Here is a 26,506-nt window from a genome sequence, read left to right as displayed (position 1 = left end):
CTGCAACTAAACCTAGTCTTTTTGCACGCTACATTTACCCAAAGTATCAGCCAACATCATACAGGGAAGTAGCAATAAAATGTAGCGCCCTTGCCCGGTTCGGTGGCAACATCAATAAAGCCCTGGTGGTTGTCCATTACCCTGCGGCAAATGGTGAGCCCGATGCCGGTGCCCGCATAAGCCTGCCGATTGTGCAGCCGCCGGAACATTTGAAAGATTTTTTTCTTGTACTGCAACTCAAAGCCAATACCGTTATCGGCCACCGCAATGCATTGATAGGCTTTGCCTGCATCGCCGCCCGGCACTTCTGTTCCGGCTACTTCGGTGGCGCTGATCTTTATTACCGGTTGGTTGCCCGGCTCCTGGAATTTAATGGCGTTGATGAGCAGGTTTTTAAAAAGATAAAACACCTGTTTTTCAATAACCCTTATTGTTGGCAAACCGCTATACAAAACCGTAGCACCAGATCGTGCCACCTCTTCATGGAGGTCGGCCAGTGTTTTGGCCACCATTTTATTCAGGTCGGTTTGGGCAAAGCCTTTGTTATCTGCGCCAATGCGGGTTAGTTCCAAAATATCGGCCAGCAAAATATCGAGTTGTCTTACCGAAGCGTCCATGCGCTGCAACAGGTCTTTGCCTTCTTTGGAAAGATTGGCCCCTTCTTTTTGCGCCATCAGATCGGTAAAATTGTGCAGTTTGCGCACCGGCTCTTTCAGGTCGTGGCTGGCCACAAAGGCAAAAGAAATGATCTCCTCATTCTTGGCTTCCAAGTCGCGGTTTTGTTTTTCCAGCGTTTGGTTCAGCTCTTTCAGCGCCATTTGCTGCATCACCGTTTCGGTCACATCATGCACCACCAACATCACTGCATAAGTTTCGCCCTGCCCGTCTTTTAGCGGTATATAAAAACGTTCGTGGTAGCCTTTGGCATAAGCTGCCTTGTGTGGCGGCAGGTGCACCAGCTCGCCGCTAAAAGCCTGCTCCATGGCGCCACCCAGAGTTTTATTTTCAAAAAGCCTCGGGAATAGTGTTTTAAAATTTTTGCCCAGCGCTTCTTCTTTGCTTACACCCACCAATTCCTCAAACCGGCGGTTCCATGCAAGGATGGCATAGTTGCGGTCGTACACACATATGCGGTCTATGCTCGAATCAACCAGCGACTCGGTGTAGCTGGTACGCTCCACCAGTTGCCGGCGCAGTTCCATTTCCTGCGAAATATCCTGCAGCACGCTCAGCACATAGCGTGGCTTGTTTTGCTGGTTGCGGGTAAACGGGCGGGAACGGTTGCGAATCCACATGTATGTACCATCGCCGGTGAGCAGCCGGTAGTCGATTTTTTGCACGCCGTTGCCATCAGCTATGCGCAAGCCTGCATTGAAGGCCAGCAATGCTTCCTGGTCATCGGGATGAATGAGCTGCAGCCGCTGCTCAAAAGACATTTCCGCCAGCTGCTGGCCTGAATAGCCCAACCACATGGGCAGGCGATCGTTGAGGTACACCGGCTGGCGCAACTCCAGGTCGTACAAGGTGATGGCATCCGGCGAAGCCAGCGTAGTTTGGCGCAACAGGTTCTGGCTTTCCCTGATCTTTTCTTCGGCGGTGCTGATGTTGGTAACATCGAGGTTGACACCAATCATTTTCCGCAACTCGCCGTCGTTCTCGCCGGTTACGTTTGCTTTTACCCGGACAATTTTTTCAACGCCGTTTACCTGCAGGTGCAGGGTTTCTTCGAATGGAGACTGCGTTTCTTTGATAAGGCGCACCACTTTTTCGGCAGTGGCTTTAGAATCATCGGTGGCATATTTTAGGTAAACATCAGGGTGCAATACTTCACCCGGAGTTTTCTCCAGCAAGCGGTACATGCCTTCGCTACAGGTAAATGCTGCGTTGCCGCTATTGTATTCCCAACTGCCAATTTGCGCCAGTTCTTCGGCTTGTTGCAATACAGCCACCGTTTGTTCCAGTGCACCGCGGCTGCGTTCCAGTTCGTTGGTTCGCTCAGCCACTTGCTGTTCCAGCAAGCGTGTAAACTCTTGTAGTTGCGCCTCTGATTTTTTACGTTCGGTCACATCTTCAAACAAGTTGACTACGGTATTGCTTTCCGGGCCACCAACTCTCGAAGTATGTGTACGAAACCATTGGTTTAAATCGGCATGGTAGTTTTCATATTCGATGGATTCGCCGGTTTTGATGACCCGGTCGTACACGTCGAGCCAGTATTGTTCGGTAGCAACAAACTCGCTGGTGCGCCGGCCTTCCACACCTTTCAACCCGATTATTTTTTCGAACGCCGGGTTTACTTCCACCCAACGCAAGTCTGAGGGCTTTCCTGCATCGTCGTAAATCAGTTCCAAAATGGAAAGCCCACTTTGCATGGTGTTGAACAGCGAATAATATTTATCGGTTGCTTTTTGCGCCACCAGGTCTTTGAGGCGCAGCACTTCCTGTTCGGCCTGCTTGCGGCCTGTGATGTCTTCGGTGTTCATCACAAATCCATCGCCCACTTTAACCAGCATTTGGTGGAACCAGCCATTGAACTGTTCGTGGTGGTAATACACTTCGTGGTCGGTGGGCACACCGGTTTCGGTAACGGCAACAAACTTGTCGAACAAACCCGATTGCACCACACCGGGGTTGTGCTGCAACAGGCGTTTGCCCAAAACATCTCCGTTTTGTTCAATCGCCTTTTTGTTGTTCATTGCCCATTCAAAGTCGATGATCTGGCCCGCATCATCCCGCACCGCACGCAAATACTGAATGGTGTACAACGAACTATTAATAATCGTATCCAGCAACCGCGTTGTTTTTTCAAGGCTTTGCTCCGCTATTTTTCGGCTAGTGATATCCGTTGTAGTGGTGGCTACGCCATCATGCAATTTGACCACCGATTGGTAAAACCAGCCATCGAACTGCTCGTGCTGGTAATGCTTTTCGTAGTGCTGGGGCGTGCCGGTTTCTACCACTTGTTTAAAGGCATCAAAAATGCCTTCTTCCACAACGCCGGGCTGTAGCGCCAATAAGCTTTTGCCAATGGGATCGGGCATCCATTTTTCTGCGGCTTCGTTCAGCAGCGTATACTTAAAGTCAACGATTGCGCCTGATTCATCACGCACCGCCTCAAATACCTGTATCATATCCAGCGAACTATCGATGGTGGCTTTCAGCAGTTCACGGCTGGCCCTGATTTCATTTTCAGATCTTTTTCTTTCCGTAATATTTTCAATAACATTCAGGACATGGGTTACAACACCAGATGCATCACGCTGAAATACACGCCCTCTTACAAAAAAAGATTTCCATTGGCCCGCATCGTCTTTTGCCCTGTATTCCGCAGTTAGAACCTCATCGTCAGATGCGCAGGATAGTTTTTGAAAATAAGCTGCAACAGTTTGCCGGTCTTCTGGATGAAGGATCGCAGCCAGTTCTTCAGCACTTTTAGTGTTGAGCCTTTCCGTATTAAATCCGTCGGCAAAAAAGGCCTCGGAATTGAGGTAAGTATACTTTCTGGTTGCTAGTTCTGTAATGCTGATCATGTCAGGAACGGTTTCCTGAATGCGCCGGAGATAGTGGGTACGTTCCCGAAGCTGCGCTTCAGCCATTTGCTGTTCGGTAATATCCTGCACAATGCCGGTTACCCGCACCACTTCGCCCCGCTCGTTGGCTATGCTTTCCCACTCGTGGTTGATCCAGCGCAACTGGCCATCGCGGCGCACAATGCGGTGGGTCATTTTATAATCGCCTGGTTGTTGTAGCGATTGTTTTTTTAGTGCTTGTAACGCTGCATCATCATCGGGGTGAACAAACCGGTCCACCTTATCCAAAGTAATTTCTTCGCTGCCCGGTTCAAGGCCATTGATGCGGTACAGCTCGTCGCTCCAATGTGTCAACTCGGCGCCAACGGTCCATTCAAAACTGCCCACTTTACCAATGCTCTGTGCTTCGTTGAGGCGGCGGTGTTGTTCCTGCAAAATGCGCAGGCTGTTTTCCCGCTCCTGCTGTAGTTTCAGTTCGCTGCCCAGGTCGTGCACAATCCAAAGCACCGCGTTTACGCCAGCATCATCTTTTATTGGAATAAGGTAAGTTTCGTAATACTCGCCGCCCTGCGCATGAGCAGGGAGGTACACCGTTTCACCTTTTAACGCCTGTCGAAATTCGGGGTAGCCCGGATCGTTGCGGAAAGCAGGAAAAACCTCCAAAATGTTTTTAGCCAAAACCCGTTGCTTGCTCATACCGTAGTATTCTTCGGCTTTGGGGTTCCAGTACAGGTAGTTCATGTCGCGGTCGAGCACCACAATGCGGTCAACGGTCGCATCGAGCAGGTTTTCGATAAATGCCAGCCGTTCGCGGAGCTGCTGTTGCATTTCTATTTCCCTGGAAATATCACGTACCACGTGCAACACACCCTGCAGGGCGCCCGCTTCATCTCTAAATGGAACGAGTTGGTAGCTGTGCGATTTGGACAGATAGGCATTGCGGGTTTGCGCCACCGACATTTCGCCTCCGGCAAATACCTGCTGCAGCGCAGCCACAAATGCTTCGGTGCGCAAGGTTGGAAAAACATCGAACAGGTTGTTGTTCAGCGCATCGGCCCGGCGGATGCCGGTTTTGGCCTCGGCCGCAGTGTTCCAACTGATGATGGTGTTTTCGGTGTTGGTGAGTACTAAAAGATCCTGGCTTACATCTTCGAGCAGTGCTGCATATCGTTCGCTTCCGGCTGCCTGTTGCTGTAACGCCTTTTGGGCGGTAATATCCTGAACAATGCCCACTATGGTGCTGCGACCGTCTTGCAGCACCTGGCGGAAAGAAAGCCGCAACTGCCGCAGCCCGGCCTTGCTGAGCACCCGGAACACCAGCTCGTCTCCAGCTTGTTGCTGCTGCGCCAACGCAATGGCTTCGCCAAATAATTTGACATCTTCGGGGTGCACCGTTTTTTGCCAGTTAATTAAAAGTGGCTCTACCGACCGCGGCTTATATCCCAACAGGCGGTAAAAACCTTCGCTCCAGTACATGCTGCCATTAGGAAAAAAGACGACCGAACTGATGGCTGCAATTTGTTCGGCAGCTTCGGTGGTTATGTTTTGCAGCGAAATGGTTTCGCCTAGTTCCTGTATGTTTTTTTCCAACGTTTTTATGGCTGTTACATCGGTAACAACACCCATCATGATGGGCTCGCTGCCCCGGTTTGCATACAGTTTGCCAGTAAGCCGCAGGTAGCGCTGCCGGCCATCTGGCCTGATTATGCGGTATTCTGTTTCGGTCAGTAATTGCTGGCTGTACACCGTTTGAACCAAGGCCTCTACTTTTTCGCCATCGTCGGGGTGCACCAGGTCGAAAAAGGTTTTGTGGCTCGGCACATATGGCGTTTTGATGCCGTGCATGCGCTGGTAATTGGGCGAAAAAACCGTTTTGCGGGTCACCAGGTTCATGAACCAGTAACCTGCATTGGCTTCCCGTTCGGCAAACTGCACCAGTTGCTGGTGAAGCTGCACATTGGTTTCAGCGGTTTCGGCTGCGCCGGCCAGCTCTACCAGTTCGGTAACATCGGCCACGGCGCCGCTAAATATCTGCTGGCCCAGCTCGTTAAAGCTCCAACCCGTGAGCTGGCGCACATAACGCAAACCGCCACCAGCCTGCAGAATGCGGTACTCGATATGCAGCGGAATGCCCTCGATAAACGCCTGTTCATAAGCCTCGAGCACTGGGCCGCGGTCATCGGCATGGATAAAAGAATTGAATGTATTGGGATGTGCATTGAGGCTTTGCGGCGCCAATCCATGAATGCGGAACACGCCATCGGAAAACCAGGTTTCGCCTGTGCTTTTGTTGATGTACCAGGTGCCGGAGCCCTGTTGCTTTTCAGCCGTTTCGGATAGGGCCTGGCGCAACCGCAGCAAGGCTGCTTCTTTTTTACCAGCCAGTTCATCGGTGGCTGCAACCCATGAGTTGTTGGTTGTATCATCAGCCGGCGACTCGCTTTCCAAATCCAGGTAAATGTTGCGGCCCGAAAGGGTTTTGATCTCCCCATACGTGGTGATCAATCGAAAGTCGAGTTGATCTGCACCCATATTTTGCAGCAGTTCCAATGCAGCTACAACCCTGGGTTTATCCTCGGGATGGATGATGCCTTTGGTGCCTTCAAAATCGGGTGGAAAGGACATAACATCGCTGCAAAAAACAGCATCGCTACGCAGTTCCCAGTTCCAGGATCCGTGTAGCAAAATGCGCCGGCCAGCAATAGAAATGGTCAGGCTACCTGGCCCCTTTTTTGAAACTTCTGTTGTTGCTTTTTTCAACTGTTGCTGCACAATGATCCTCCGCTGTTACGAATAGCTATTAATGATGGCAAGTGTAGTGTTTGCAAGCCGCAAGGCAAAAACGGAAATTAAGTGAAGTTGTAACTTCGGAAGCAGCAACACCGCAATTTTCCATCAATCACCCTTAACGGCCACTATAAATTTGCACACATTATTTGAAAAAATGATGTCGCATTGGTGCCAGTGGGTCTGTGGAAAAAAGAGGCAACTGGCAAGAATGATATAGCGCTTTGTAAATCAATAGTTTTTCTGCTTACTGGCTATAAATAGAGGTGTGGAAAAATGCCGCAATTAATAGGGTGCTATTCTCCTGCCAGCTTTTTGCGGCGACGCCTACGCTTCGATATGATTGGGTTATGCACACCGGAAAAAGCCCTTCAATAAGACGAACAGTGAAGTTTCTGTTGTATAGATATCGAAAAGCTGAAGCGTCGCTATTTTACCAACAAAAACCCGTGCTAAAAAGCAGGGGAAAATGGAACAGAGAACATATGGGTGTAACTAAAAAACTCAGGCCCGATGATGAAAATAATCTGCGATGGCAATGGTGGTGCACTCCACCAGGCTTTGCGCAAGCTCGTTGGGTAAATGTTGGGGGTCCTTCAATCCTTGCTGCAGGGTAAATACCAGCTTGTCGCCCGACAAAATATACTTCAATCCTTTATCGATATACCGTACCGTGCAATGCAGGTCGTGCCCCCGCTCGGTAACGCTAACCAGCGCGATGTACATTTTGTCGCGAAAAGGAATGTCGATGCTAAAGACTCTTGCCATCACAACTTCATTGACTACTTCCAAGGTAGCAACATCGCGGCCGCCATCCATGGCCAAAATACCCACACATTAAAGCACTGGGCAATCTGCAATGTCAAATTTTTGCTGTGGATAAGCGCTGCTATTTTCGACAAAGTGTTGGGTAAAAAGTGGTAAGGCGTTTTTAAATATGCCCGATTAAACAAAGAAGGAGATAAAGATGGGCCGGATTGTGGCTTAGGTCAGTGGTTATTTGTCCAATAAATAATACAGTGCAGTTCGAAACACGGCCGCAGCCGTTGCATTTTACCCAACAAAAACCCCCACTGGAAACAGTGGGGGAACAACTAAAAACAGAAGCCATTCAGGCTTTTAAGGAACAGAGGTGAAACGATATACGATTTCGGATTTCGGATTTACGATTGGGTTTTCCTGCAAACGCAGGTACCAATCGTAAATCGTACATCCAAAATCCTTAATCCGGTTTTTTACCGTCTAAAAATGAATTGATGGTTGAAATTTGGCTGTTGCCCGTGCTATCGGGCTTTACCGAATAGTTAGAATAGAAATTTTCCACCGATGCGGTGTTGGGGGATAATTCCATATTGCGGCGGATGTAAGCCGGCACTGTTTCAAACTCGTTATTCGGGTCAGCCGCATTTACATTGAACGACAGGTTGCGCAATTTCTGTAGTCGTTCGGCTGCCCGGCGTTTTTGTTCTTCGGCCACGTCCTGCATGGCAGGGTCCTCGGCCTTAGGTGGTTGTGGTGGTGGAGTCTGGTGGGCTCTCGGCTCATCCGCCGCCGGAATATTATTACGAATCACCAATTGCATCGGGAAGTTTTCTTCCTCTTCAATTTTTGCAACGGGTTTCGCAACCGGTTCTTCGGCAGGTCGGGAAGTGGATACCTCCCCTTTTTTGTCTGCGTAAATATTGGATGGTCTGGCCAGATAACCTCCGGACGCTGCAGACGCCGGGTTATTGTTTTGGTTTTGCAGCGGTGTATTAGATTGGGCTACAATAGTACGATGTAATTGCGCAAATTTTTCATCCAGCGCTTTTTTTCTTTGCTCCCACTCCAGTTGTTCGGGGTCGGCGGCAGGTGCGGCAGGGGTTTCTTCTTTAAACTTCAGTTGCATGTGTACCGGGGTGTCCTCCTGCACGGGCTTGGGTGCCACCGGCTGTGCGGGCTGCACGGTACGCACCTGCGCAGGCTGCTGCACGCTGGGCGATTGCACCACCACGCGGGGCTGCACCGTTGGTGCCACGGGCTCATCCTCTTCCACCAGGGTTGGTGCCAGCGGATCGATTGGCGCTACGGCAACAGGCTCGGGCTTTTTTTCTTCGGGCATGCCAGTGTCGAGGGTCATTACAATTTTTTCCGGCTGCCTGGGCTGCTCCGGCATTTGTGCCTGCACAGACGAAGACAGGCGGGAGAACGGATCGTGGAACTCAAAACCGGTAGCAATCAGCGTGATGCTCAGCTTGTCGCCCAGCGTATTGTCGTACCCCATACCCAGGATCACATCCGAGTTTTCGCCGGCCTGTGTGAGCAGGTAGTTTTGAATAATGTCCACTTCATCCATGGTGAACTCGTGCTCGCCTTCGGCCGAGTTGATGTTGATGAGGATCCATTTGGCGCCACGGATATCGTTGTCGTTGAGCAGTGGCGAGTTAAGCGCCTCTTCAATGGCACGCTGTGCACGGTTGTCGCCGTTGCAGGCTGCGTTGCCCAAAATGGCCACGCCGCCGTTGCGCATTACGGTGCATACGTCGGCAAAATCGACGTTGATCTGGCCGGTGCTGTTGATCACATCGGTGATACATTTTGCAGCCGTTGCCAGCACGTTATCGGCTTTGGCAAAGGCTTCGCGCATTTTAAGGTTGCCAAACTGGTGGCGCAACTTATCGTTGGAAATCACCAGCAGGGTATCTACATATTGCTTCAGTCGCTGAATGCCTTCTTCGGCCTGCAGCTGGCGCTTTTTGCCCTCGTAAGCAAAAGGCGTGGTAACAATGCCCACGGTGAGGATGCCCAGGTCGCGGCAAATTTGTGCAATGATGGGTGCACCACCGGTGCCAGTGCCGCCGCCCATACCGGCAGTAACAAAGGCCATCTTGGTATTTACCTCCAGCATGCTGCGGAGTTCTTCCAGGCTTTCTTCGGTTGCCTGGCGGCCAATTTCGGGGTTGGCGCCGGCGCCTAAGCCCTGGGTGAGGTGTGGCCCCAGTTGCACTTTATTGGGCACATTGCTCAGGGCAATGGCCTGTGCATCGGTATTGGCAATAATAAAGTTGACGCCTTCAATATTCTGGCTGTACATGTGGTTCACGGCGTTGGAACCGCCGCCACCAATGCCAATCACTTTGATGATGGATGATTTTTCTTTCGGCAAATCAAAATGGATCATAAAATATCGTTTGTACCGCACATGCGGCTGGTAAAAAATTCGGGTGATGAAGAATGGGCTTGTTCCTGTTTGTTGATTTCATAGTGTATCGTTCCGGGAGGGCATTTATTGCGCAACGCCCCCACAGAACTTCAGACCCAAACCGCTGCCTGTTTATAAGGTGCGGTCTTCTTCCTCCTTAAAAATGTTGATCAGGCCGTCCTTGAACTTGCTCCAGATACTGGGGCCTTTCGGTCCTTCGTTTCGTTTTTGATCAGCGCTTGCTCCGCCTACTTCAACAGGCTCTTCCTCCATTTGGCCCATCAGCGACTCCGGCACTTCCAGCCTGCGGAAATCAGTTGCAAACTGTTTGCGGTTGTGCTCGTAGTCGTCGTAGCCTTTCAGGATGAGGCCCAGGCAGGTGGCATAAGTTGGTTTTGCCAACTCCTCGATGTGGCCAGCGGCCAGGTGCTCGTTGGGCAAACCCAGGCGGCAGTTGAGGCCGGTAACATACTCGGTAAGTTGCACCAGGTGCTTGAGCTGCGAGCCACCACCGGTAAGGATGATGCCGCCGTTGAGCATCTTGTTGTCGAGACCTACTTGTTTCAGGTGATACGTTACAAAGTCCAGGATCTCACTCATACGTGCCTGGATGATGTTGGCCAGGTTGCGTACGCTGATTTCCTTGGCAGGCATGCCGCGCAAACCAGGAATAGTGATGAATGCATTGGCCTTGGCCTCGTTGGCCAGCGACGAGCCAAACTGTACCTTCATTTGCTCGGCCTGTGCTTTCAACACGCCCAAGCCGGTTTTGATGTCGTTGGTAATGTTTTCGCCGGCAAACGGAATAACAGCAGTGTGTTTCAAAATGCCTTCATAAAACACGGCCAGATCGGTGGTGCCGCCACCAATGTCCACGATGGCCACGCCTGCTTCCAGGTCTTCTTCGGCCATTACGGCTGCAGCCGAAGCCAAGGGCTGCAGTACCAGGTCTTTGGTAATAAGGGCTGCTTTTTCCACCGCACGGTTGATGTTGCGGATGGCGTTTTTATCGCCGGTGATGATGTGAAAATTGGCGCCCACTTTTACACCGCTGTAACCAATCGGGTCGGCAATGTTCTGGAAATTGTCCACCGTAAATTCCTGCGGGATCACATCAATGATCTGGTCGCCTGCAGGAATGTACGTCTTGTACTGATCAGCAATCAGCTGGTCAATTTCCCGTTGCGAAATTTCATTGTCGGTGTCGTGGCGCACAATGTCGCCGCGGGTTTGCAGGCTTTTGATGTGGTGGCCGGCAATACCCACGTACACCTCGTTTACTTCAAGGTTAGGGTTCGATGCATAACAGTTGTCCAATGCGGTACGGATCGCCTTGATCGTTTCGTCGATGTTCAGCACCTGGCCGTGCTTTACACCGTTCGAAGCCGCCCTGCCAAAGCCAAGAATCTCAAGTTTTCCAAACTCGTTTTTCCGGCCGGCAATTACAGCAATCTTGGTGGTTCCGATGTCGAGGCCAACAATAATCGGTTGCTCGTTGTTCATGTTCCGTGTTTTAGCTGTTTTAGTTGTTTAAGTAAGTTTGGTTTTTACAAGAGCTTGGATTGGTGGCGGCACCATCCTGTAACCTTTGGCCTGGTACAGGTCGGCTCCGCCGGGTTGTTCCTTTTTTGTTTTACGAAATTTTAATTCCGTTCTGTTCGCCGGGGCATCACGGCTTTTGGCTGCTGCGCCCCTTTTGATTTATTGATCTGTTCCTTTTTGCTCGTACTTTTTACTTCCTTCTTAGCAGCGCTGCGCACCGGCTGCGCTACTGCCGTTTTCGGCTTTGCTTTTGTCGCTGCCACTGGTGCCGCCTCCTTTTTCACCACTGCTGCAGGCTTGCTGGTTGCAGGCTCGGCAGCTTCCGCTGCTGCAGTTTGCGCCGCGGCATGGGCCTGCATCATCTGGTCGGATTTGAGCAGGGCTGCAATGTTTTTTTGCAACTGCACCGAATCAACCGCCGCATTGGTGCCGCGTTGTACGGCCACCACCTGCCCGGCATATTGCACATCCACCACCCTGTATTTATCAAAGCCTGCCTGGCTCAACACCTTTTTGTAAAACACTTCCAGCCGGTGCAGTTTTTCTTCCACCTTTTCGGCGTTGCCCAACCGAATGATGTGGTTGCCTACTGTTGGTAACAGTTCCAGCGTCCAGTCGGGCATGATGTCGATCTGCGCAACCTGTGCACTCCAAAACTCGTGGCCGCTGATGTACTGCACCATCCGGCGCACATCTTTCACAACAGCACTGTCTTTGGGCCCTGCTGCTTTTTTTGCCGAAGGATAACCGGTAATAACCGGCACCCGGGCACTGATGTGCGACAGCAGCGGCAACCTTGCCCCGGCGCTGTCGATGTAAAACGAAGTGCCGTTGCGGGCAAACACCCGCGCAATGGGCTGGCGTTCTTTAACCACAACATGCAGTTCATCGTCGCGATCGAAATACAATTCCGCATCGGCGATCCACGCATTTTGCTCCAGGTCTTCTTCCAGTTGCGCCAGGTCGATTGTTTCGATGAGGCGCCCTTTCAGCATCGACTGGCCGTTTTCGGAAAGCTGTTTGCCAATATCTTCCTTGCTGATAAAATAGCGCTCTCCCATTCCATTAACGGTAATATGTACCGCACCGCAACGGCGCTGCTGCCCCCTGCCATTAGCCGCCACCAACAGGGTAATGACCCCGCCGGTAATGGCAGCCCAAAGGATTGTGAGTACAATGCGTTTTATGGTTCGTTTTGAGGCCATCTTTGTTAAGTTAATGGTGAGTGGTGAATGGTGAATATGGGTTTGCTAGATTGCCCATTCACCATTGACCATTCACAAATTTTCTTATGCGCTTTCCAGCACTTTTTTAATCGGCTGCACCAGCGTCTCTATATCGCCGGCGCCGGCCGTAATGATCACTTCGCCAAATTCTTTGTTGATGCCAGTTGCGTATTGTTCCATCCACTGCACCAGGCTTTCTTTCTGCACTACTGTTTTTTGCTCCCGTGAAATGTGGCGCAACAGCATATCGCTGCTCACACCCTCCATGGGCAGTTCCCTTGCCGGGTAAATGGGCAACAGCACCACTTCATCGGCAATGGAAAGGTTTTCGCCAAAGCCTGCGGCAAAATCTTTGGTCCGCGAAAAAAGATGGGGCTGAAAAATCACCGTGATCTTTCTTCCGGGGAACAAAGCTCTGGCACTTTTCAACAAGGCCTGCAACTCTTCGGGGTGGTGCGCATAATCGTCGATGAACACCGGGTACACATAACCACCCTGCTCCCGTTGCTGTGGTGCAATGATGTATTCAAAACGGCGTTTAACACCTTTGAAATCTTTTACCGCCGCCCTTATTTTGTCCGCATCTATTTCCAGGTGTGCAGCAATGGCAATAGCAGCGATTGCATTCTCCACGTTGTGCATGCCACCGATGTTGAGCTCAAAGCCTTCAATATTGCCGGTGGGCAATACGGCATCAAAGCGGTAGCCGCCCTGGCGCATTTGTATATTGGCTGCATAGGCATCGGCAAAATCGTTGCTACCGCTATAGCTCACCGTTGCAACGCTTGCCACTTCGCTCATGCGGCGCAGGCCATGTTTGTGCAGCAGCAGCCCGCCCTTTTTCAGCCCTTGTGCAAACTGCACAAAAGCATCCTGCAGCGCCTCTTCGGTGCCATATATATCCAGGTGGTCGGCATCCATAGCTGTTACTACAGCTACATCCGGCGACAACTTTAAAAAACTGCGGTCGTATTCGTCTGCTTCCACCACACACACATCCCGTTCGCTGCTCCAGAAATTGGTGCCGTAGTTGGTGGCAATGCCGCCTAAAAACGCATTGCAGCCATAACCGGTGTGCCGCAGTATATGCGCTACCATTGTGCTGGTAGTGGTTTTGCCATGCGTGCCGCCAACGCAAATGTTGAATACGCCGTTGGTGATGGCACCGAGCACATCGCTGCGTTTGGCAACCGGGTAATTATTGGCCTGGAAAAACAGGAGCTCGCTGTGGTCTTTTGGAACGGCAGGTGTGTACACTACCAGTGCAGCATCTTTTGGCGCCAGCGTCACATCATCTATGTAATGAATGGCGATGCCGCTCTTTTCCAACTCACTGGTAAGGGTGGTGGGTGTTTTATCATAACCGCTAACCCGGGCGCCCTGTGCATGGAAGTAGCGGGCAAGGGCACTCATACCAATGCCGCCGATGCCGATGAAGTATACCCCACCGCCGGCTTTTGCTGCTTCCACTGCCTCATTTATGTTGCTGCCCGTTGCCGTCATGCTTACAATTCTTTGCTCCTTTCCAGGATTATTTTATTTACCCCAACACCTGCAAATTTTGCAAGTGCCCTATTGATTAAACCCGTGCAACAGCGCCTTTTACTGTTTCCAGTATGGCTGCTGCAATTATTTCGTCGGCGTTGCGAACGCCTTCCCTTTTTATGTTTTGCGATAGCGCTTTTTGCTCCGCTTCGTTTTGCGCCAATGCAATGATCGCCGGCACTACCTTTTCAATTGCTTCACTGTCTTTGATCATCACCGCTGCATGGTGCTCCACCAGGTAACGGGCATTGGCAGTTTGGTGATCTTCGGCGGCGAACGGATACGGCACAAAAACCGTTGGCTTTCCCAGCAGGGCCAGTTCGGCAATGGCCATGGCTCCTGCGCGGGATATCACTACATCGGCAGCAGCATAAGCCTGCTCCATTTGCGTGATAAAATCGCCCACCCAAATGCCTTCTTTACCTGCAGCACGCTGCGCACCTTTTGCGGAATACTGCTTACCCGTTTGCCAGATCACTTGCAAGCCTGCTGCAATCAGTTCGTCCAGGTGTGCATCGATGGCTTCGTTGATGCTTTTGGCACCCAGGCTACCGCCAATAATCAGTACCGTTTTTTTACCCGCACTTAATCCAAAGAACTGTAGCGCATCTTCCTGTTCAATAACACGGCCGGCGATGCTGGCACGTACCGGGTTACCGGTAACCTGCAGTTTTTCAGCAGGGAAAAATTTTTCCATACCGCCACTGGCTACAAATATTTTTGTTGCGCCTTTGCCCAACAGCATGTTCGATTTGCCGGCAAAAGAATTGGACTCATGAATAAAGGTGGGGATGCCCTTTGCCTGTGCCAAACGCAACACCGGAAACGAAGAATATCCACCCACACCCACAACCAAATGGGGCGCAAAATTGCGTACAATTGACCTTACCTGCCAAAAGCTTTTTAATAATTTATACGGCAGCGCAATATTTTTTAATAAAGAGCTGCGGTTGAAGCCCGCAATGTCGATTCCGCGAATAGCAAAACCGGCCTGCGGCACCTTTTCCATTTCCATTTTGCCATTGGCACCCACAAACAAAATATTGGTGGCCGGATGCTGTTTTTTTAACGCATGTGCAATTGCAATGGCCGGAAAAATATGGCCACCGGTGCCGCCGCCCGCAATGATGACGCGCAACGCATCCTTGCCGCTAATGGCGGCAGGTGTTACGGTCATGTTATTTGCGGACATATGTTCCATATGGCTCTACTTATTATTAAAATGGCAAAGCTGCTTCTTTGAGCGGCTCCAATGTGTTGATCTTTTTCTTTTTGGCAACTGATTTTTCTATGCTGTTGCCTTCAACCGGCGCAGGTGTTTTATCATCATCGTCGCCATCATCTGGTGGGTTGTCGCCGCCGGCAGCCTTACCTTCAATCTGCTCTACGTTGCGGGCCACGCTTAAAATAATACCGATGGCAAAACAGGTAAACAGGAATGAGCTACCACCCATACTTACCAGTGGCAGCGTTACGCCGGTTACCGGAAACAGGTTTACGTTTACGGCCATGTTTGCCATTGCCTGGATCACCAAAGTGAAGGACAGCCCAAGAGCCAAAAACGCGCCAAAAGCATACGGACAACGCTTAAATAAACGAATGCTTCGATATAAAAAAACGAGGTATATAAATATGATGAGTGCACCACCAATTAATCCATATTCTTCGATGATGATAGCGTAAATAAAATCGTTGTAAGCCTGCGGCAAAAAGTTGCGCTGCTCGCTGTTGCCGGGGCCCATACCAAGTAGTCCGCCCTTTGCAATAGCAATCTTTGCCTGGTTTACCTGGTACAGGTTATCATCGGCAGCATCGGGGCTGCTGTACATAAAATTTTCTACACGGCTCACCCATGTAGATACCCGCGCAGTAATGCGGGAAGATTTTTCTTTTTTAGCAACAACTTCTTCGCTGCCGCTGGTTTTATGACTGATCATAGCAGCCATGATCAACATGACCACGGGTATGGCGGCCACACCTACTACCATGAGTAAGTGCTTGCCGCTAACACGGCCAATGAACAGCAACAGCATACAGCTGGCGCCCAGCAGCAATGCAGTTGAAAGGTTGGCTGGCGCAATGAGCAAACAGGTAACCGCCACCGGGATGATCACCGGTACAAATCCTTTTTTAAAATCTTTGATAACGCCTTGCTTTTTACTGAGCAGGCGGGCCAGGTACATAAACAAACCCAACTTGGCCAGGTCGGAGGTTTGCATGGTGAGGTTGATGATGGGCAGCTTGATCCAGCGGCTGCCTTCGTTTAACGTAACGCCAAAGAACAACGTATATAACAAAAGCGGTATAGAAAGAAGGAAGATAACTTTTGCAATGCGGGAGTAAATGGTGTAGTTAACGCGATGCGCAAAATAGATCACCACAAAGCCGATCACGATAAATGCGAACTGCTTGAACAGGTACACTTCGGTGTTGCCTTTGTACATTTTGTACGCAAGCGAACCCGTGGCACTGTATACCACCAGCAACGACACCAGCCCCAATAGCAGCACCAGGCCCCAGATGGTTTTGTCACCATGCGGCTTATGCTTTAATCCCTTCAGCGAAGTGGGTATGTTCAGGAGTTCATCCATTTCATCAATGCATTTGAAGGCAAAATTCAAAAGGCAAAAGTCAAAAGAAGCGCTGCGATTGGCAGCCGGTTTTGACTTTTAAATTTTGACTTTTCACTTAACGATATTGCTCATTTCAATCACAAGCTCATTACTGCCTGTTTGAACTGTGTGCCGCGGTCTTCGTAGTTGCGGAACAGGTCGAACGATGCGCAGGCAGGGCTCAGTAAAACAGCATCGCCAACAGTAGCCGCTTCAAACGCAGCTTTCACTGCAGCTTCGGCACTGCCAGTGCTGATAACAGGCACTACACCCTCAAACGCAGCTACGATTTTGCTATTGTCTGTGCCCATGCACACAATGGCTTTTACTTTTTCTTTTACGCCATCCATCAGCAGGTCGTAGTCGTTGCCTTTGTCTACACCGCCCAGTACCAGCACGGTTGGCTTGGTCATGCTTTCCAGCGCATACCAGGTGCTGTTTACATTGGTGGCCTTGCTGTCGTTGATAAACTCAACGCCGCGAACGGTAGCCACGGGCTCCATGCGGTGCTCCAGGCTTTGAAAGGTTTGCACCGCTTCACGAATCTTGTTTTTGCGAATGTCCATAGTGGACCCGGCCACACAAGCTGCCATGGTGTTGTATTGGTTATGTTTTCCCTTCAATGCAAAATCGTACACACTCATCTCCAAATTCTCGTTACCGGTTTTCACCTGCAGCTCGTTTTCTTTGATCTGGCCTCCTTTGGTTACTTCCTTCTTCATGGTAATCGGTAGTTGATTAGCTGTGATTGAATATTGTTGTAAGTGATCGGTGATCACTTCGTCATCCTCGTTATAAATAAAAAAATCTGCGTCTGTCTGATTCATCGCGATGCGAAACTTGCTCCGGATATAGTTTTCAAACTTGTAATCGTACCGGTCCAAGTGATCTTCGGTGATGTTGAGCAGCACCGACACATCGGGACGAAACGTTACAATGTCATCCAACTGAAAAGAACTGATCTCTGCTACATAAATCGGCTTTGGATCTTCGGCCACTTGTTTGGCAAACGAATAACCAATATTGCCCACCAGTGCTGCATCTAATCCTGCAACTTTGCAGATGTGATAGATCAGCGAAGTGGTGGTGCTTTTGCCATTGCTGCCGGTAATGGCAATGATCTTGCTATCGCCTTTGTACCGGTAAGCCAGCTCTATTTCCGAAATAACCGGAATGCCGTTTTGGCGCAACTTTTTTACCCATGCATTCTTTTCCGGAATACCCGGGCTTTTCACCACTTCGTCTGCTGCCAGCAGTGCCGCTTCATCCACGCCTTGTTCCATGAATGAAATGCCTGCTGCCTGCAGTTCTTTTCTATATAGTTCCTTCAAAGAGCCTTCATCCATCAGCACTACGCTGTATCCTTTTTGCTGCGCCAGTAGCGCAGCGCCTACTCCACTTTCTCCTCCGCCTAATACAACCAGTTTTTTCTCTGTCATTTAATCCGGATGTTTTTATCTAAGCTTCAGCGTAACGATGGCAAACACCACACAAAGCAGCGTTACGATCCAAAACCTTGTTACAATCTTCGCTTCGTGATATCCTTTCTTTTGATAATGGTGGTGCAGCGGGCTCATTAAAAAAATCCGCCTGCCTTCACCATATTTTCTTTTGGTGTATTTAAAATAACTCACCTGCATTACCACGCTTAAATTCTCTACGAGGAACACCCCGCAGAAAATCGGGATCAACAGTTCTTTGTGCACGATGATGGCCAATGCTGCAATGATGCCGCCCAAAGTCAACGAACCCGTATCGCCCATAAACACCTGCGCCGGGAACGAATTGTACCACAGGAAACCCACACAAGCCCCAATCATGGCCCCAATAAAAATGGACAGTTCGCCAAGGTTGGGGATGTACATTATGTTGAGGTAATCGGCAAAAAACACGTTGCCACTTGCGTAGGCAAATATGCCCAGACACACACCGATCAACGCTGATGTTCCCGTCGCCAAACCATCCAATCCATCCGTTATGTTCGACCCATTTGACACTGCCGTAATGATGAAAATCACGATCCCAATAAACAGCACCCAAGAGTAAGGACGCAGCCCTTCTGGCAGGAGCTTGGAATAATTGAACTCATGCGACTTTACAAACGGAATGGTAGTGATGGGATCTTCCGCCTTTACTAATACTTTCTCTTTATCGTTTACCCTAACCCGGATCACTTCTGCATTTGCCGGCGGATTGGTGCCCTGGTACTCGCGAAATATTTTTACGTTGTCGTTGAAATAAAGCGTAGCACCAATGATCACACCCAAACCCACCTGGCCAAGAATCTTAAACCAACCAGCCAATCCATCTGCATCGGTCTTTTTATATTTCTCGCCACGTTCGAGTGCAATCTTCTTTGCTTTCAGTTTCAGGTAATCGTCAATAAAACCAATCACACCCAGCCACACCGTGCTTACAATCATCAGGCGGATGTATACTTTTTCCAAATTTGCCAGCAGCAGCGTTGGAATGAGTATCGCCAGGATAATGATGATACCGCCCATTGTAGGCGTTCCTTTTTTATGTTGTTCGCCCGCCAGGCCCAGGTCGCGAACGCTTTCACCAATCTGCATATTTACAAGCAGGTTGATGAGGCGCTTGCCATAAACCGTTGTGATGAACAGCGACAACAACACCGCCACCAGCACCCGGAAGGTGATGAAACGAAATACTTCGCTTCCGGGGAAACTGATTCCTTCATTGCGCAGCCATTCAAATAAGTGATATAACATTCAGCTCTTTGTTCTTTGTTGTTCTTGCAAACTATGAGTGATTAGCTGCGAGCCTAGAGTAAACATCTACTCATAGTTCGTAACTCGAAGCTCACTTCTCTAATTCTCTAAATAATTCCCACAACACTTCTTTGTCGTCGAAATGTGTCTTCACCCCATTGATCTCCTGATACTTTTCGTGGCCTTTGCCAGCAATCAGTAAAATATCTTTTGGCCCGGCCATAGTAACGGCTGTTTTAATAGCCTGCTTACGGTCAGCGATGGACAGTGTTTTGCGCCGCGCCGCAGTGTTCAATCCTGTTTCCATATCCGCAAGGATCTGTGCAGGGTCTTCGCTGCGCGGATTGTCGGAAGTAAAAATGACGCGGTTGCTGTGTTCGGTGGCTACCTCACCCATCACTGGGCGCTTTGTTTTATCGCGGTCGCCGCCACAGCCCACAACAGTAATTACCTGCTCTTCGCCGCTGCGCAATTTGTTGATGGTAGCCAGCACATTCAGCAATGCGTCCGGCGTATGCGCATAATCCACAATCCCGATCACACCTTCGTTTGGCGAGATCATATAATCAAAACGGCCTTCGGCACCGGTAAGATTGCTCAATACCTGCAGCACTTCCAGCTTGTCTTCATCAAGACTGATGGCCGCACCATACACAGCTAAAATGTTGTATGCATTGAACTCACCAATGAGGCGGAAATGCACTTCCTGCTCGTTCACCGTCATCACCAAACCCGCCAGCCCGTTTTCCAAAATTTTTCCTTTGAAATCGGCCACAGTGCGCAGGCTGTATGTAAGCTTGCGGGCAGCGGTGTTTTGCAACATCACCATGCCGCGTTTATCGTCGAGGTTGGTGATGGCAAATGCATCTGCACGCAACCCGTCGAAGAAGCCTTTTTTTGCCTTGATGTATTCGTCAAAGGTTTTGTGGTAATCGAGGTGGTCGTGGGTAATGTTGCTAAACAGGGCGCCGGTAAAATGCAAACCTGCGATGCGGTGCTGGTGCACGGCATGCGAGCTTACTTCCATAAACACATGTGTGCAGCCCGCCGCTGCCATTTGCGCCAGCAGCGCATTGAGCTTTACCGCATCGGGTGTGGTATGTGTGGAAGGAATGATATTTCCGGCAATGATGTTTTCCACCGTGCTCACTAACCCGCAGGTATAACCGAGACCGGTAAATAATTTATACAACAGCGTGGCAATGGTGGTTTTTCCATTGGTGCCCGTCACACCCACCAACTTCATTTTGTTGGAAGGCGCGCCATAAAACGTATGGGCCATTTGCCCCGCCGCTTCGGCACTATTGCGCACCTGCACATAAGTAACCTGCGGCTGTAAAGTTTGCGGCATGGCTTCGCAAACCACTGCCACAGCACCACCTTCAATTGCGCCATCAATAAAGCGATGGCCATCGGCGGCAACACCTTTTACGGCAATAAACAGGGCACCCGACTGAACCGCACGGGAGTCGATCTGCACGTCCCGCACTTCCACGTCAGTGCTACCCGAAACCGCTTCGAGGTGAACGCCGTATAATATGTCAGAAAGTCTTTTCAAATCAGTTCAATACAATGGTGATCGTTTGGTTTTTCGTTACCGGTGTGCCGGGTGCAATGTTCTGCGCCACTACTTTGCCCCGCCCTTTTACCGCCACTTTCAGTCCTTCGTTTTCGAGCAGGTACAGCGCATCGCGCAGCGCCATGTTGCGGGTATCAGGCACTTTCTTTTTACCTGCAGGCACCGGTTTTATTACCGGCTTATTATTCACGGTTACTGCACGGGTCCACTCAGCAGGGCCGGCCGAGTCGGTATAGCGCAGGCCGGTTTGTTTCAACACCTGCGATACTTCTGGGGCATAGCCTGCATAAGCATACTGCGCACTATCGGGCACCACCTCTAGGGGCGTTACTTTCTTTTTTTGTACAAAGCTTGCGTACATCTTAGTAGCCACTTCTTTAAACACCGGCGCAGCTAACTGTCCACCGTAGTGTATGGCTGCATGCGGCTTTGTTTTGATCACCACAATGCAGGAATATTCCGGTTTATCGGCCGGGAAATAACCTACAAAAGATGCCTGGTACACGCCATCGTAGTATTTGATATTGCCGCCGGCAAAATGCGCTGTGCCGGTTTTGCCAGCCACCGGGAATGGCATATCGGCAAACACATTTTTACCGGTTCCTTCGGTGATTACTGCTTCCATCGAAGCCCGTGCAGCTGCAACGGTTTCGGGTTTGCAGATGGCATCATCCAATACCTCGGGTTCAAAATGTTTTACCGCAACGCCATCGCTTTTGATGGTGTTCACCAGGTAAGGGCGCATCATTTTGCCCTCGTTTGCAATAGCATTGTACAACATCAGTGTTTGCAGCGGGCTTACTTCAATAGCGTAGCCAAACGACATGGTGAGCATGGCGTGCAAACCTTCTTTGTTGCGTTTCCAACGAGGCAGCAACGGCGCCTCTTCGCCTACCAGGCCAATACCCGTTTTGCGATCGAGGTGAAATTTTTTGAGGTAATCTTTGAATTCATCGGGGTTGGTTGCAAACGCTTTGTAGGCCAGTTTGGCCATACCCACATTGGAGCTGTGTGCAAAAGCTTCACGCACCGTCAGCACTGCTTTTGGCGAACGTTCGGCATCGGTAACATTGCGCACCGCCACATATGCATTGCCGGAAGTACCCACTTCCACTGCTTCATTTATTTTAGTATGACCGCCTTCCAGCACCGCCAGCAGTGTAGCCAACTTAATGGTAGAACCCGGCTCAGTGGTTTGCAAAGCGTAGTTCAGGTTTTCATCATACGTGCCGTCTTTTGTGCGACCGAGATTAGCAATGGCTTTTATTTTACCGGTGGCCGTTTCCATTACCACGCAGGTGCCATGCTGCCCTTCGCTTTCCACCATCATTTTCATCAATGCGTTTTCGGCAATGTCCTGCACGGTTACATCAAGCGTTGTGATGATGTCTTTACCATTCTCCGGTTCAATCTCATACCCGTTTACCGGCACAAATGCGCCGCCTGCTAAAAAGCGCACCAGCCGATGGCCGGTAGAACCTTTCAACAAAGTATCGTAAGTCCGCTCCAGGCCTACATTCTGTGCGTTTTCGCGGGCCAGGCCGATGGTGCGTTTTGCCAATAAACCAAAGGGGTTGAGGCGCCTGGTTTTTACTTCGGCAATAACACCGCTGCGGTTGCGGCCCATGCGCACCAACGGAAATTCGCGGAAGGTTTTATACTGGTCGAACGACAGGCCTTTTTTGATTAAATAATAACGGTTCTTTTGGTTGTAGGCCAACTGCAACTCCCGCTTGTAAGTGCCCACTGATTTATCATCGAACAGGGCCGAAAGATGCCATGCAAGCGAATCGATGTTATCGCGGAAACGCTTGCCGCTTTTATCGCGCAGGCCTTCGGCACCAAAGTCCATGTAAATGTCGAAATACGGAATGGACGTCGAAAGCATTTCGCCGTCCTCACTGTAAATGGTACCCCGCTCTGCATCGAGGGTTACAAATTTCTGGTGCAAACTGTCCGACATGCCGCGCCAATAATCGCCCTGCACTTGCTGAATGTAAAAGGCACGACCCAGCACGAGCAGGCTCAGCACGCCAATGCCGATAAAGCTCAAATACACCCGCCACAGTATGTCGCTTTTTACCTCCATTATTGATTTACGATTTGGGATTTACGATGTACGATTTGTTTTCAACTGAAAACGGATTTCAAAAAGGGCAACAGTCTTTTGTTGCAAGCCCAATCGTAAATCCAAATCGTCAATCGTAAATCAACTACTCACCACTGCTATCCACCAACACCACCGGTGCGGTGGTCAATTCTTTCAATCCCAACGGCTCCACGGCTTTCACCAGCTCGCTTTGGCGGCTGCGAAACAACACATCGCCTTTCACCGTTTTAAATTCGTATTGCAGCTCTTTCAATTCCTTTGTTGTCTTGCTAATGGCACGCTCCGTTTTATCAGCACGGTGTCCATTGTAGATATAGATCACAGCAAGCAACGCCAGAAACAGGAAGAAAGGGATCTGCTTGACTACCGACTGGTAGTTGAGCACCTTCTTCCAGTAGAACTGGACTTTTTTTTCTGCTTTTGCTTGTTGCATTTTTTAAGTTTCGAGTTTTTAGCTTTGAGTTTCGAGAAGGCAGATGGTGCAACTTTTCTCGCAGCTCATAGCTCGCTATTTACAGCTTACTTTCGTTCCGCAACCCGCAGTTTTGCGCTGCGGCTGCGGGTATTCAATTTCAATTCAGCATCGGTCGCTGTAACCGGTTTTCTGTTCACCAGCTCAAAGGCACTCATGCTTTTTTTACCGCCAAAAATTTCATCTTCCTCCAGCTCAAAACCACCATCCCGAAAAAACAATTTCACCAGCCGGTCTTCCAGCGAGTGAAACGTGATGATGGCCGCACGGCCGCCGCTTTTTATTACCTGCGGCAATTGCTCCAGCAGCTCCTGCAAGGCACCCAATTCGTCGTTCACTTCAATGCGCAGCGCCTGGAACACCTGTGCGAAATATTTATTCGGATTGCCTTTTACCACGCTGTGCACCGCTGTTTTAAAACCAGCAATGGTTTTGATGGGCCCCGTTTTTCGGGCCTCCACAATGGTGCGGGCCAGCGTTCGGGAGTTGGTAACCTCGCCGTATTGCTCAAAAAGCTTATGCAACTGTGCCTCACCGTAAGTATTCAGCACATGAAAAGCAGATTTCTCCTGGCGGCGGTCCATGCGCATGTCGAGGTCGGCATCAAAGCGGGTGGAGAAACCACGGTCGGCCTGGTCAAATTGGTGACTGCTCACGCCCAGGTCGGCCAGCACGCCATCCACCGGCATCACGCCATGCAGTTGCAAAAAGCGCTTGAGGTGGCGAAAGTTGTGCGGCACAAACAGCACCCGCTCATCGTCGGGCAGGTTTTGCCGCGCATCTTCATCCTGGTCAAACGCCACCAATTTTCCGTTGGGGCCAAGCTGCTCCAGTATGGCCCTGCTATGACCACCACCACCAAAAGTGCAATCCACGTAAACCCCATCCGGCTTGATGGCTAAACCTTCTACCACTTCGTGCAGCAGCACCGGCACATGATAGTCGGATGCCTCTGGCAATGCTTCCAATTCAACTTCCTTGCTATTGTTTTTTTTAGCCATTATTACCCTCCCCTCCTGCCATTACCGACGAAGCCAGCGAACTGAAATCATCAGCCGAATAGTTATCAAAGAACTGCTGGTATTTATCTTTTGCCCAAATCTCAATCTTGTCCACGGCCGATGCCAGCACAATGTCTTTTTCCAACCCCGCGTACTCTTTCAAGTTCGGTGGCAACAACAAGCGGCCAGCCGAATCGGGCTCCACGATGGTGGCGCCGTTGAGAAAAAACCGGCGAAACTCCCGAACCTTCGGATCGAAATCGTTGAGGGTTTTGATCCGCGCAAACAGGGGCTCCCAGCTTTCCATTGTGTACAGGCTCAGGCACTTTTCGAAGCCCCGGTTGACTACAAAACGCGTATTTTCACTCTCCGCCAGCTGCCTTTTAAAGCCTGCCGGGAGCAAAAACCGACCTTTGGAGTCGAGGGTTGCTTCAAATTCGCCGAGGAAACCTGTCATTCGCGTTTGTTTGGGAGAAAACCATCCAAGATTGACACAAAATAACACAATTTCCCACTCCTGAATTGGGATTGGAATTTTTGTTTTTATCCACAAAATGCCCGGTTTCAGAACCCTTGCGGAGCAAGGCTTTCGCGTCATTTACATAACTTTTCATTATGCGTATATGTGAATAGCATGTGGATAACTGTGCATAAGTTGTGCACAAGGCATAAGTTTGCGCCTTTTAGGCCCAATTGAATAGTTACATGCAGATAAAGCCAGAAGCGATTAAGATTGACGCATACGCTTACGACCTCCCCGATCCACGGATTGCCGCCTTTCCGCTGCCTAAAAGAGACGATTCAAAGCTGCTGGTGTATAAAAGTGGGAAAATTGAAGACGATCATTTTTACAACCTGCCGCAGCACTTGCCACATGGCGCTACGCTGGTGGTAAACAATACGCGGGTGATTGAAGCCCGCTTGCTGTTTCAAAAACCAACGGGTGGCGTGATCGAGATTTTTTGCCTCGAGCCGACCGACCTACCGATGGAAAGCGCTTTGGCGCAAAGCGGCACGGTGCAGTGGAACTGCATGGTGGGCGGCGCATCGAAATGGAAGCCCGGACAGGTGCTGCGTAAAGAGCTGCCCGGCGGCGCGGAACTGCAGGCCTATTATATAGATAAGCAGCGACAACATTTTGTTATTGGCTTTGAATGGCATCCTGCCCAACTGGCTTTTGCCGAAATACTGCACGAGGCCGGCGCCATTCCGCTGCCGCCATATATTAAACGAGCGGCCCAAACCGATGATGCCACGCGGTACCAAACCATTTTTAGCCAGGAGCAGGGATCGGTAGCGGCGCCAACAGCTTCGCTGCATTTTACTCCCGAAGTGTTTAGCGCACTGGCGCAAAAAGGCATCCACACCGCACCGCTGACGCTGCATGTGGGCGCCGGCACATTTAAACCGGTAAAATCGGAAACCATTGGCGAACACCAGATGCACGCCGAGCATTTTCATGTTAGCAAAGCCACGCTGGAGCAATTGATTGCTGCGGGGCAAATTGTGGCGTCGGGCACTACATCGCTGCGCACCCTGGAAAGCCTGTACTGGATTGGCGTCAAAATGTTGCGGCAACAATTTGACGGTGCCAGTGAACTGTGGCTGGATCAGTGGGAGTGCTACAATTTAATGGACGAAACGACTTCTTATACAGAAAGCCTGGCGGCATTGGTACAGCACCTGAATCGTATAAATGAATCGGTGCTGTATTGCAAAACCAGCTTGCTGATTGTACCGGGCTACCGGTTTCGGTCGGCGGCGGCGCTGATCACTAATTTTCACCAGCCGCAATCCACCCTGCTGCTTTTAGTGGCCGCATTTATTGGCGCCGACTGGCGCAAAGTGTATGATCATGCAATGGAAAGGGACTACCGGTTTTTGAGTTATGGCGATAGCAGTTTGTTGTATCGAAAGGAGCCGGAAAATGCGCCCTTGGGCTGATGGATTAAAATGTTGACGACTGCTTAATTCAGTACCCCGCTTTACTTATTGATATCACGCTGCACCGTTCATTTGTCATGCTGTGTGCAGCGACGCATCCAAGCAGTGCTTATATATTCCTTCAGCCCGAAGGGCTGAAAGTTGAATAGCCACCGGTGCAACCGGGGGTTAGGGAATTCAAACCATAGATGGAATTTGCCCAACCCCGAAGGAGTTGAACAATTGTATGCTGCAGAACAGGTTCA

Annotated in this window: 16 protein-coding genes; 1 reads left to right on the top strand and 15 read right to left on the bottom strand. The window is 50.2% G+C overall.

Going from position 1 to position 26,506, the window contains the following annotated elements:
- Window positions 1-56: 56 nt before the first annotated feature.
- From DRJ53_RS12320 to mraZ, 15 genes are all read right to left on the bottom strand, one after another.
- Entirely contained in the window at window positions 57-6,155 is a 6,099-nt protein-coding gene (locus DRJ53_RS12320; RefSeq protein WP_123893538.1) for a PAS domain S-box protein, read from the bottom strand.
- 666 nt (window positions 6,156-6,821) lie between these two features.
- A complete protein-coding gene (locus tag DRJ53_RS12315; protein WP_114235928.1) occupies window positions 6,822-7,151 on the bottom strand; it encodes a hypothetical protein in 330 nt (109 codons plus the stop codon).
- Window positions 7,152-7,539: 388 nt separating this feature from the next.
- Window positions 7,540-9,477, bottom strand: a complete 1,938-nt coding sequence (ftsZ, locus tag DRJ53_RS12310; protein ID WP_114235927.1) for a cell division protein FtsZ — start codon at window positions 9,475-9,477, stop codon at window positions 7,540-7,542.
- 153 nt (window positions 9,478-9,630) lie between these two features.
- Window positions 9,631-11,001 carry a cell division protein FtsA gene (gene ftsA / locus DRJ53_RS12305; RefSeq protein WP_114235926.1) on the bottom strand — a complete coding sequence of 457 codons (1,371 nt, stop codon included), beginning with the start codon at window positions 10,999-11,001 and terminating at the stop codon, window positions 9,631-9,633.
- Window positions 11,002-11,141: 140 nt separating this feature from the next.
- Window positions 11,142-12,245 carry a cell division protein FtsQ/DivIB gene (locus tag DRJ53_RS12300; RefSeq protein ID WP_114235925.1) on the bottom strand — a complete coding sequence of 368 codons (1,104 nt, stop codon included), beginning with the start codon at window positions 12,243-12,245 and terminating at the stop codon, window positions 11,142-11,144.
- Between the two features lie 84 nt (window positions 12,246-12,329).
- A complete protein-coding gene (gene murC, locus DRJ53_RS12295; protein ID WP_114235924.1) occupies window positions 12,330-13,769 on the bottom strand; it encodes a UDP-N-acetylmuramate--L-alanine ligase in 1,440 nt (479 codons plus the stop codon).
- A gap of 76 nt (window positions 13,770-13,845) precedes the next feature.
- A complete protein-coding gene (murG, locus tag DRJ53_RS12290; RefSeq protein WP_114235923.1) occupies window positions 13,846-15,003 on the bottom strand; it encodes an undecaprenyldiphospho-muramoylpentapeptide beta-N-acetylglucosaminyltransferase in 1,158 nt (385 codons plus the stop codon).
- Window positions 15,004-15,028: 25 nt separating this feature from the next.
- The gene (locus DRJ53_RS12285; RefSeq protein WP_114235962.1) at window positions 15,029-16,402 is read right to left on the bottom strand and encodes an FtsW/RodA/SpoVE family cell cycle protein; all 1,374 of its coding nucleotides are present in this window, start codon (window positions 16,400-16,402) and stop codon (window positions 15,029-15,031) included.
- A gap of 119 nt (window positions 16,403-16,521) precedes the next feature.
- Window positions 16,522-17,862 carry a UDP-N-acetylmuramoyl-L-alanine--D-glutamate ligase gene (murD, locus tag DRJ53_RS12280; protein ID WP_114235922.1) on the bottom strand — a complete coding sequence of 447 codons (1,341 nt, stop codon included), beginning with the start codon at window positions 17,860-17,862 and terminating at the stop codon, window positions 16,522-16,524.
- A 15-nt stretch (window positions 17,863-17,877) separates the two neighbouring features.
- Window positions 17,878-19,155: a phospho-N-acetylmuramoyl-pentapeptide-transferase gene (mraY, locus tag DRJ53_RS12275; protein WP_114235921.1), complete on the bottom strand. Its 1,278-nt coding sequence runs from the start codon at window positions 19,153-19,155 to the stop codon at window positions 17,878-17,880.
- A gap of 91 nt (window positions 19,156-19,246) precedes the next feature.
- A complete protein-coding gene (locus DRJ53_RS12270) occupies window positions 19,247-20,713 on the bottom strand; it encodes a UDP-N-acetylmuramoyl-L-alanyl-D-glutamate--2,6-diaminopimelate ligase (RefSeq protein WP_114235920.1) in 1,467 nt (488 codons plus the stop codon).
- Window position 20,714: 1 nt separating this feature from the next.
- Window positions 20,715-22,823 carry a penicillin-binding protein gene (locus DRJ53_RS12265; RefSeq protein ID WP_114235919.1) on the bottom strand — a complete coding sequence of 703 codons (2,109 nt, stop codon included), beginning with the start codon at window positions 22,821-22,823 and terminating at the stop codon, window positions 20,715-20,717.
- A gap of 124 nt (window positions 22,824-22,947) precedes the next feature.
- Complete coding sequence (locus tag DRJ53_RS12260) at window positions 22,948-23,277, bottom strand: FtsL-like putative cell division protein (RefSeq protein ID WP_114235918.1); 330 nt, start codon at window positions 23,275-23,277, stop codon at window positions 22,948-22,950.
- A gap of 86 nt (window positions 23,278-23,363) precedes the next feature.
- Window positions 23,364-24,317, bottom strand: a complete 954-nt coding sequence (gene rsmH / locus DRJ53_RS12255; protein ID WP_114235917.1) for a 16S rRNA (cytosine(1402)-N(4))-methyltransferase RsmH — start codon at window positions 24,315-24,317, stop codon at window positions 23,364-23,366.
- Window positions 24,310-24,774 carry a division/cell wall cluster transcriptional repressor MraZ gene (gene mraZ, locus DRJ53_RS12250; RefSeq protein WP_114235916.1) on the bottom strand — a complete coding sequence of 155 codons (465 nt, stop codon included), beginning with the start codon at window positions 24,772-24,774 and terminating at the stop codon, window positions 24,310-24,312. The genes rsmH and mraZ overlap by 8 nt, the downstream gene beginning before the upstream one ends.
- A gap of 248 nt (window positions 24,775-25,022) precedes the next feature.
- On the opposite strand from mraZ, the gene DRJ53_RS12245 reads away from it, so the two are divergent.
- Window positions 25,023-26,261 carry an S-adenosylmethionine:tRNA ribosyltransferase-isomerase gene (locus DRJ53_RS12245; RefSeq protein ID WP_114235915.1) on the top strand — a complete coding sequence of 413 codons (1,239 nt, stop codon included), beginning with the start codon at window positions 25,023-25,025 and terminating at the stop codon, window positions 26,259-26,261.
- The last annotated feature ends 245 nt before the right edge of the window (window positions 26,262-26,506 follow it).

Origin of the sequence: Paracnuella aquatica (assembly GCF_003332885.2) — a bacterium.
Lineage (GTDB): Bacteria > Bacteroidota > Bacteroidia > Chitinophagales > Chitinophagaceae > Flavisolibacter > Flavisolibacter aquaticus.
The sequence above is the reverse complement of the archived record's forward strand: the minus strand, read 5'-3'. Positions and strand labels throughout refer to the sequence as shown.

Coding starts and splice junctions, on each gene's coding strand:
- DRJ53_RS12320 (WP_123893538.1), bottom strand. CDS start 6,155: ATGTCCTTTCCACCCGATTTTGAAGGCACCAAAGGCATCATCCATCCC.
- ftsZ (WP_114235927.1), bottom strand. CDS start 9,477: ATGATCCATTTTGATTTGCCGAAAGAAAAATCATCCATCATCAAAGTG.
- ftsA (WP_114235926.1), bottom strand. CDS start 11,001: ATGAACAACGAGCAACCGATTATTGTTGGCCTCGACATCGGAACCACC.
- DRJ53_RS12300 (WP_114235925.1), bottom strand. CDS start 12,245: ATGGCCTCAAAACGAACCATAAAACGCATTGTACTCACAATCCTTTGG.
- murC (WP_114235924.1), bottom strand. CDS start 13,769: ATGACGGCAACGGGCAGCAACATAAATGAGGCAGTGGAAGCAGCAAAA.
- murG (WP_114235923.1), bottom strand. CDS start 15,003: ATGTCCGCAAATAACATGACCGTAACACCTGCCGCCATTAGCGGCAAG.
- DRJ53_RS12285 (WP_114235962.1), bottom strand. CDS start 16,402: ATGGATGAACTCCTGAACATACCCACTTCGCTGAAGGGATTAAAGCAT.
- murD (WP_114235922.1), bottom strand. CDS start 17,862: ATGACAGAGAAAAAACTGGTTGTATTAGGCGGAGGAGAAAGTGGAGTA.
- mraY (WP_114235921.1), bottom strand. CDS start 19,155: ATGTTATATCACTTATTTGAATGGCTGCGCAATGAAGGAATCAGTTTC.
- DRJ53_RS12265 (WP_114235919.1), bottom strand. CDS start 22,823: ATGGAGGTAAAAAGCGACATACTGTGGCGGGTGTATTTGAGCTTTATC.
- DRJ53_RS12260 (WP_114235918.1), bottom strand. CDS start 23,277: ATGCAACAAGCAAAAGCAGAAAAAAAAGTCCAGTTCTACTGGAAGAAG.
- rsmH (WP_114235917.1), bottom strand. CDS start 24,317: ATGGCTAAAAAAAACAATAGCAAGGAAGTTGAATTGGAAGCATTGCCA.
- mraZ (WP_114235916.1), bottom strand. CDS start 24,774: ATGACAGGTTTCCTCGGCGAATTTGAAGCAACCCTCGACTCCAAAGGT.
- DRJ53_RS12245 (WP_114235915.1), top strand. CDS start 25,023: ATGCAGATAAAGCCAGAAGCGATTAAGATTGACGCATACGCTTACGAC.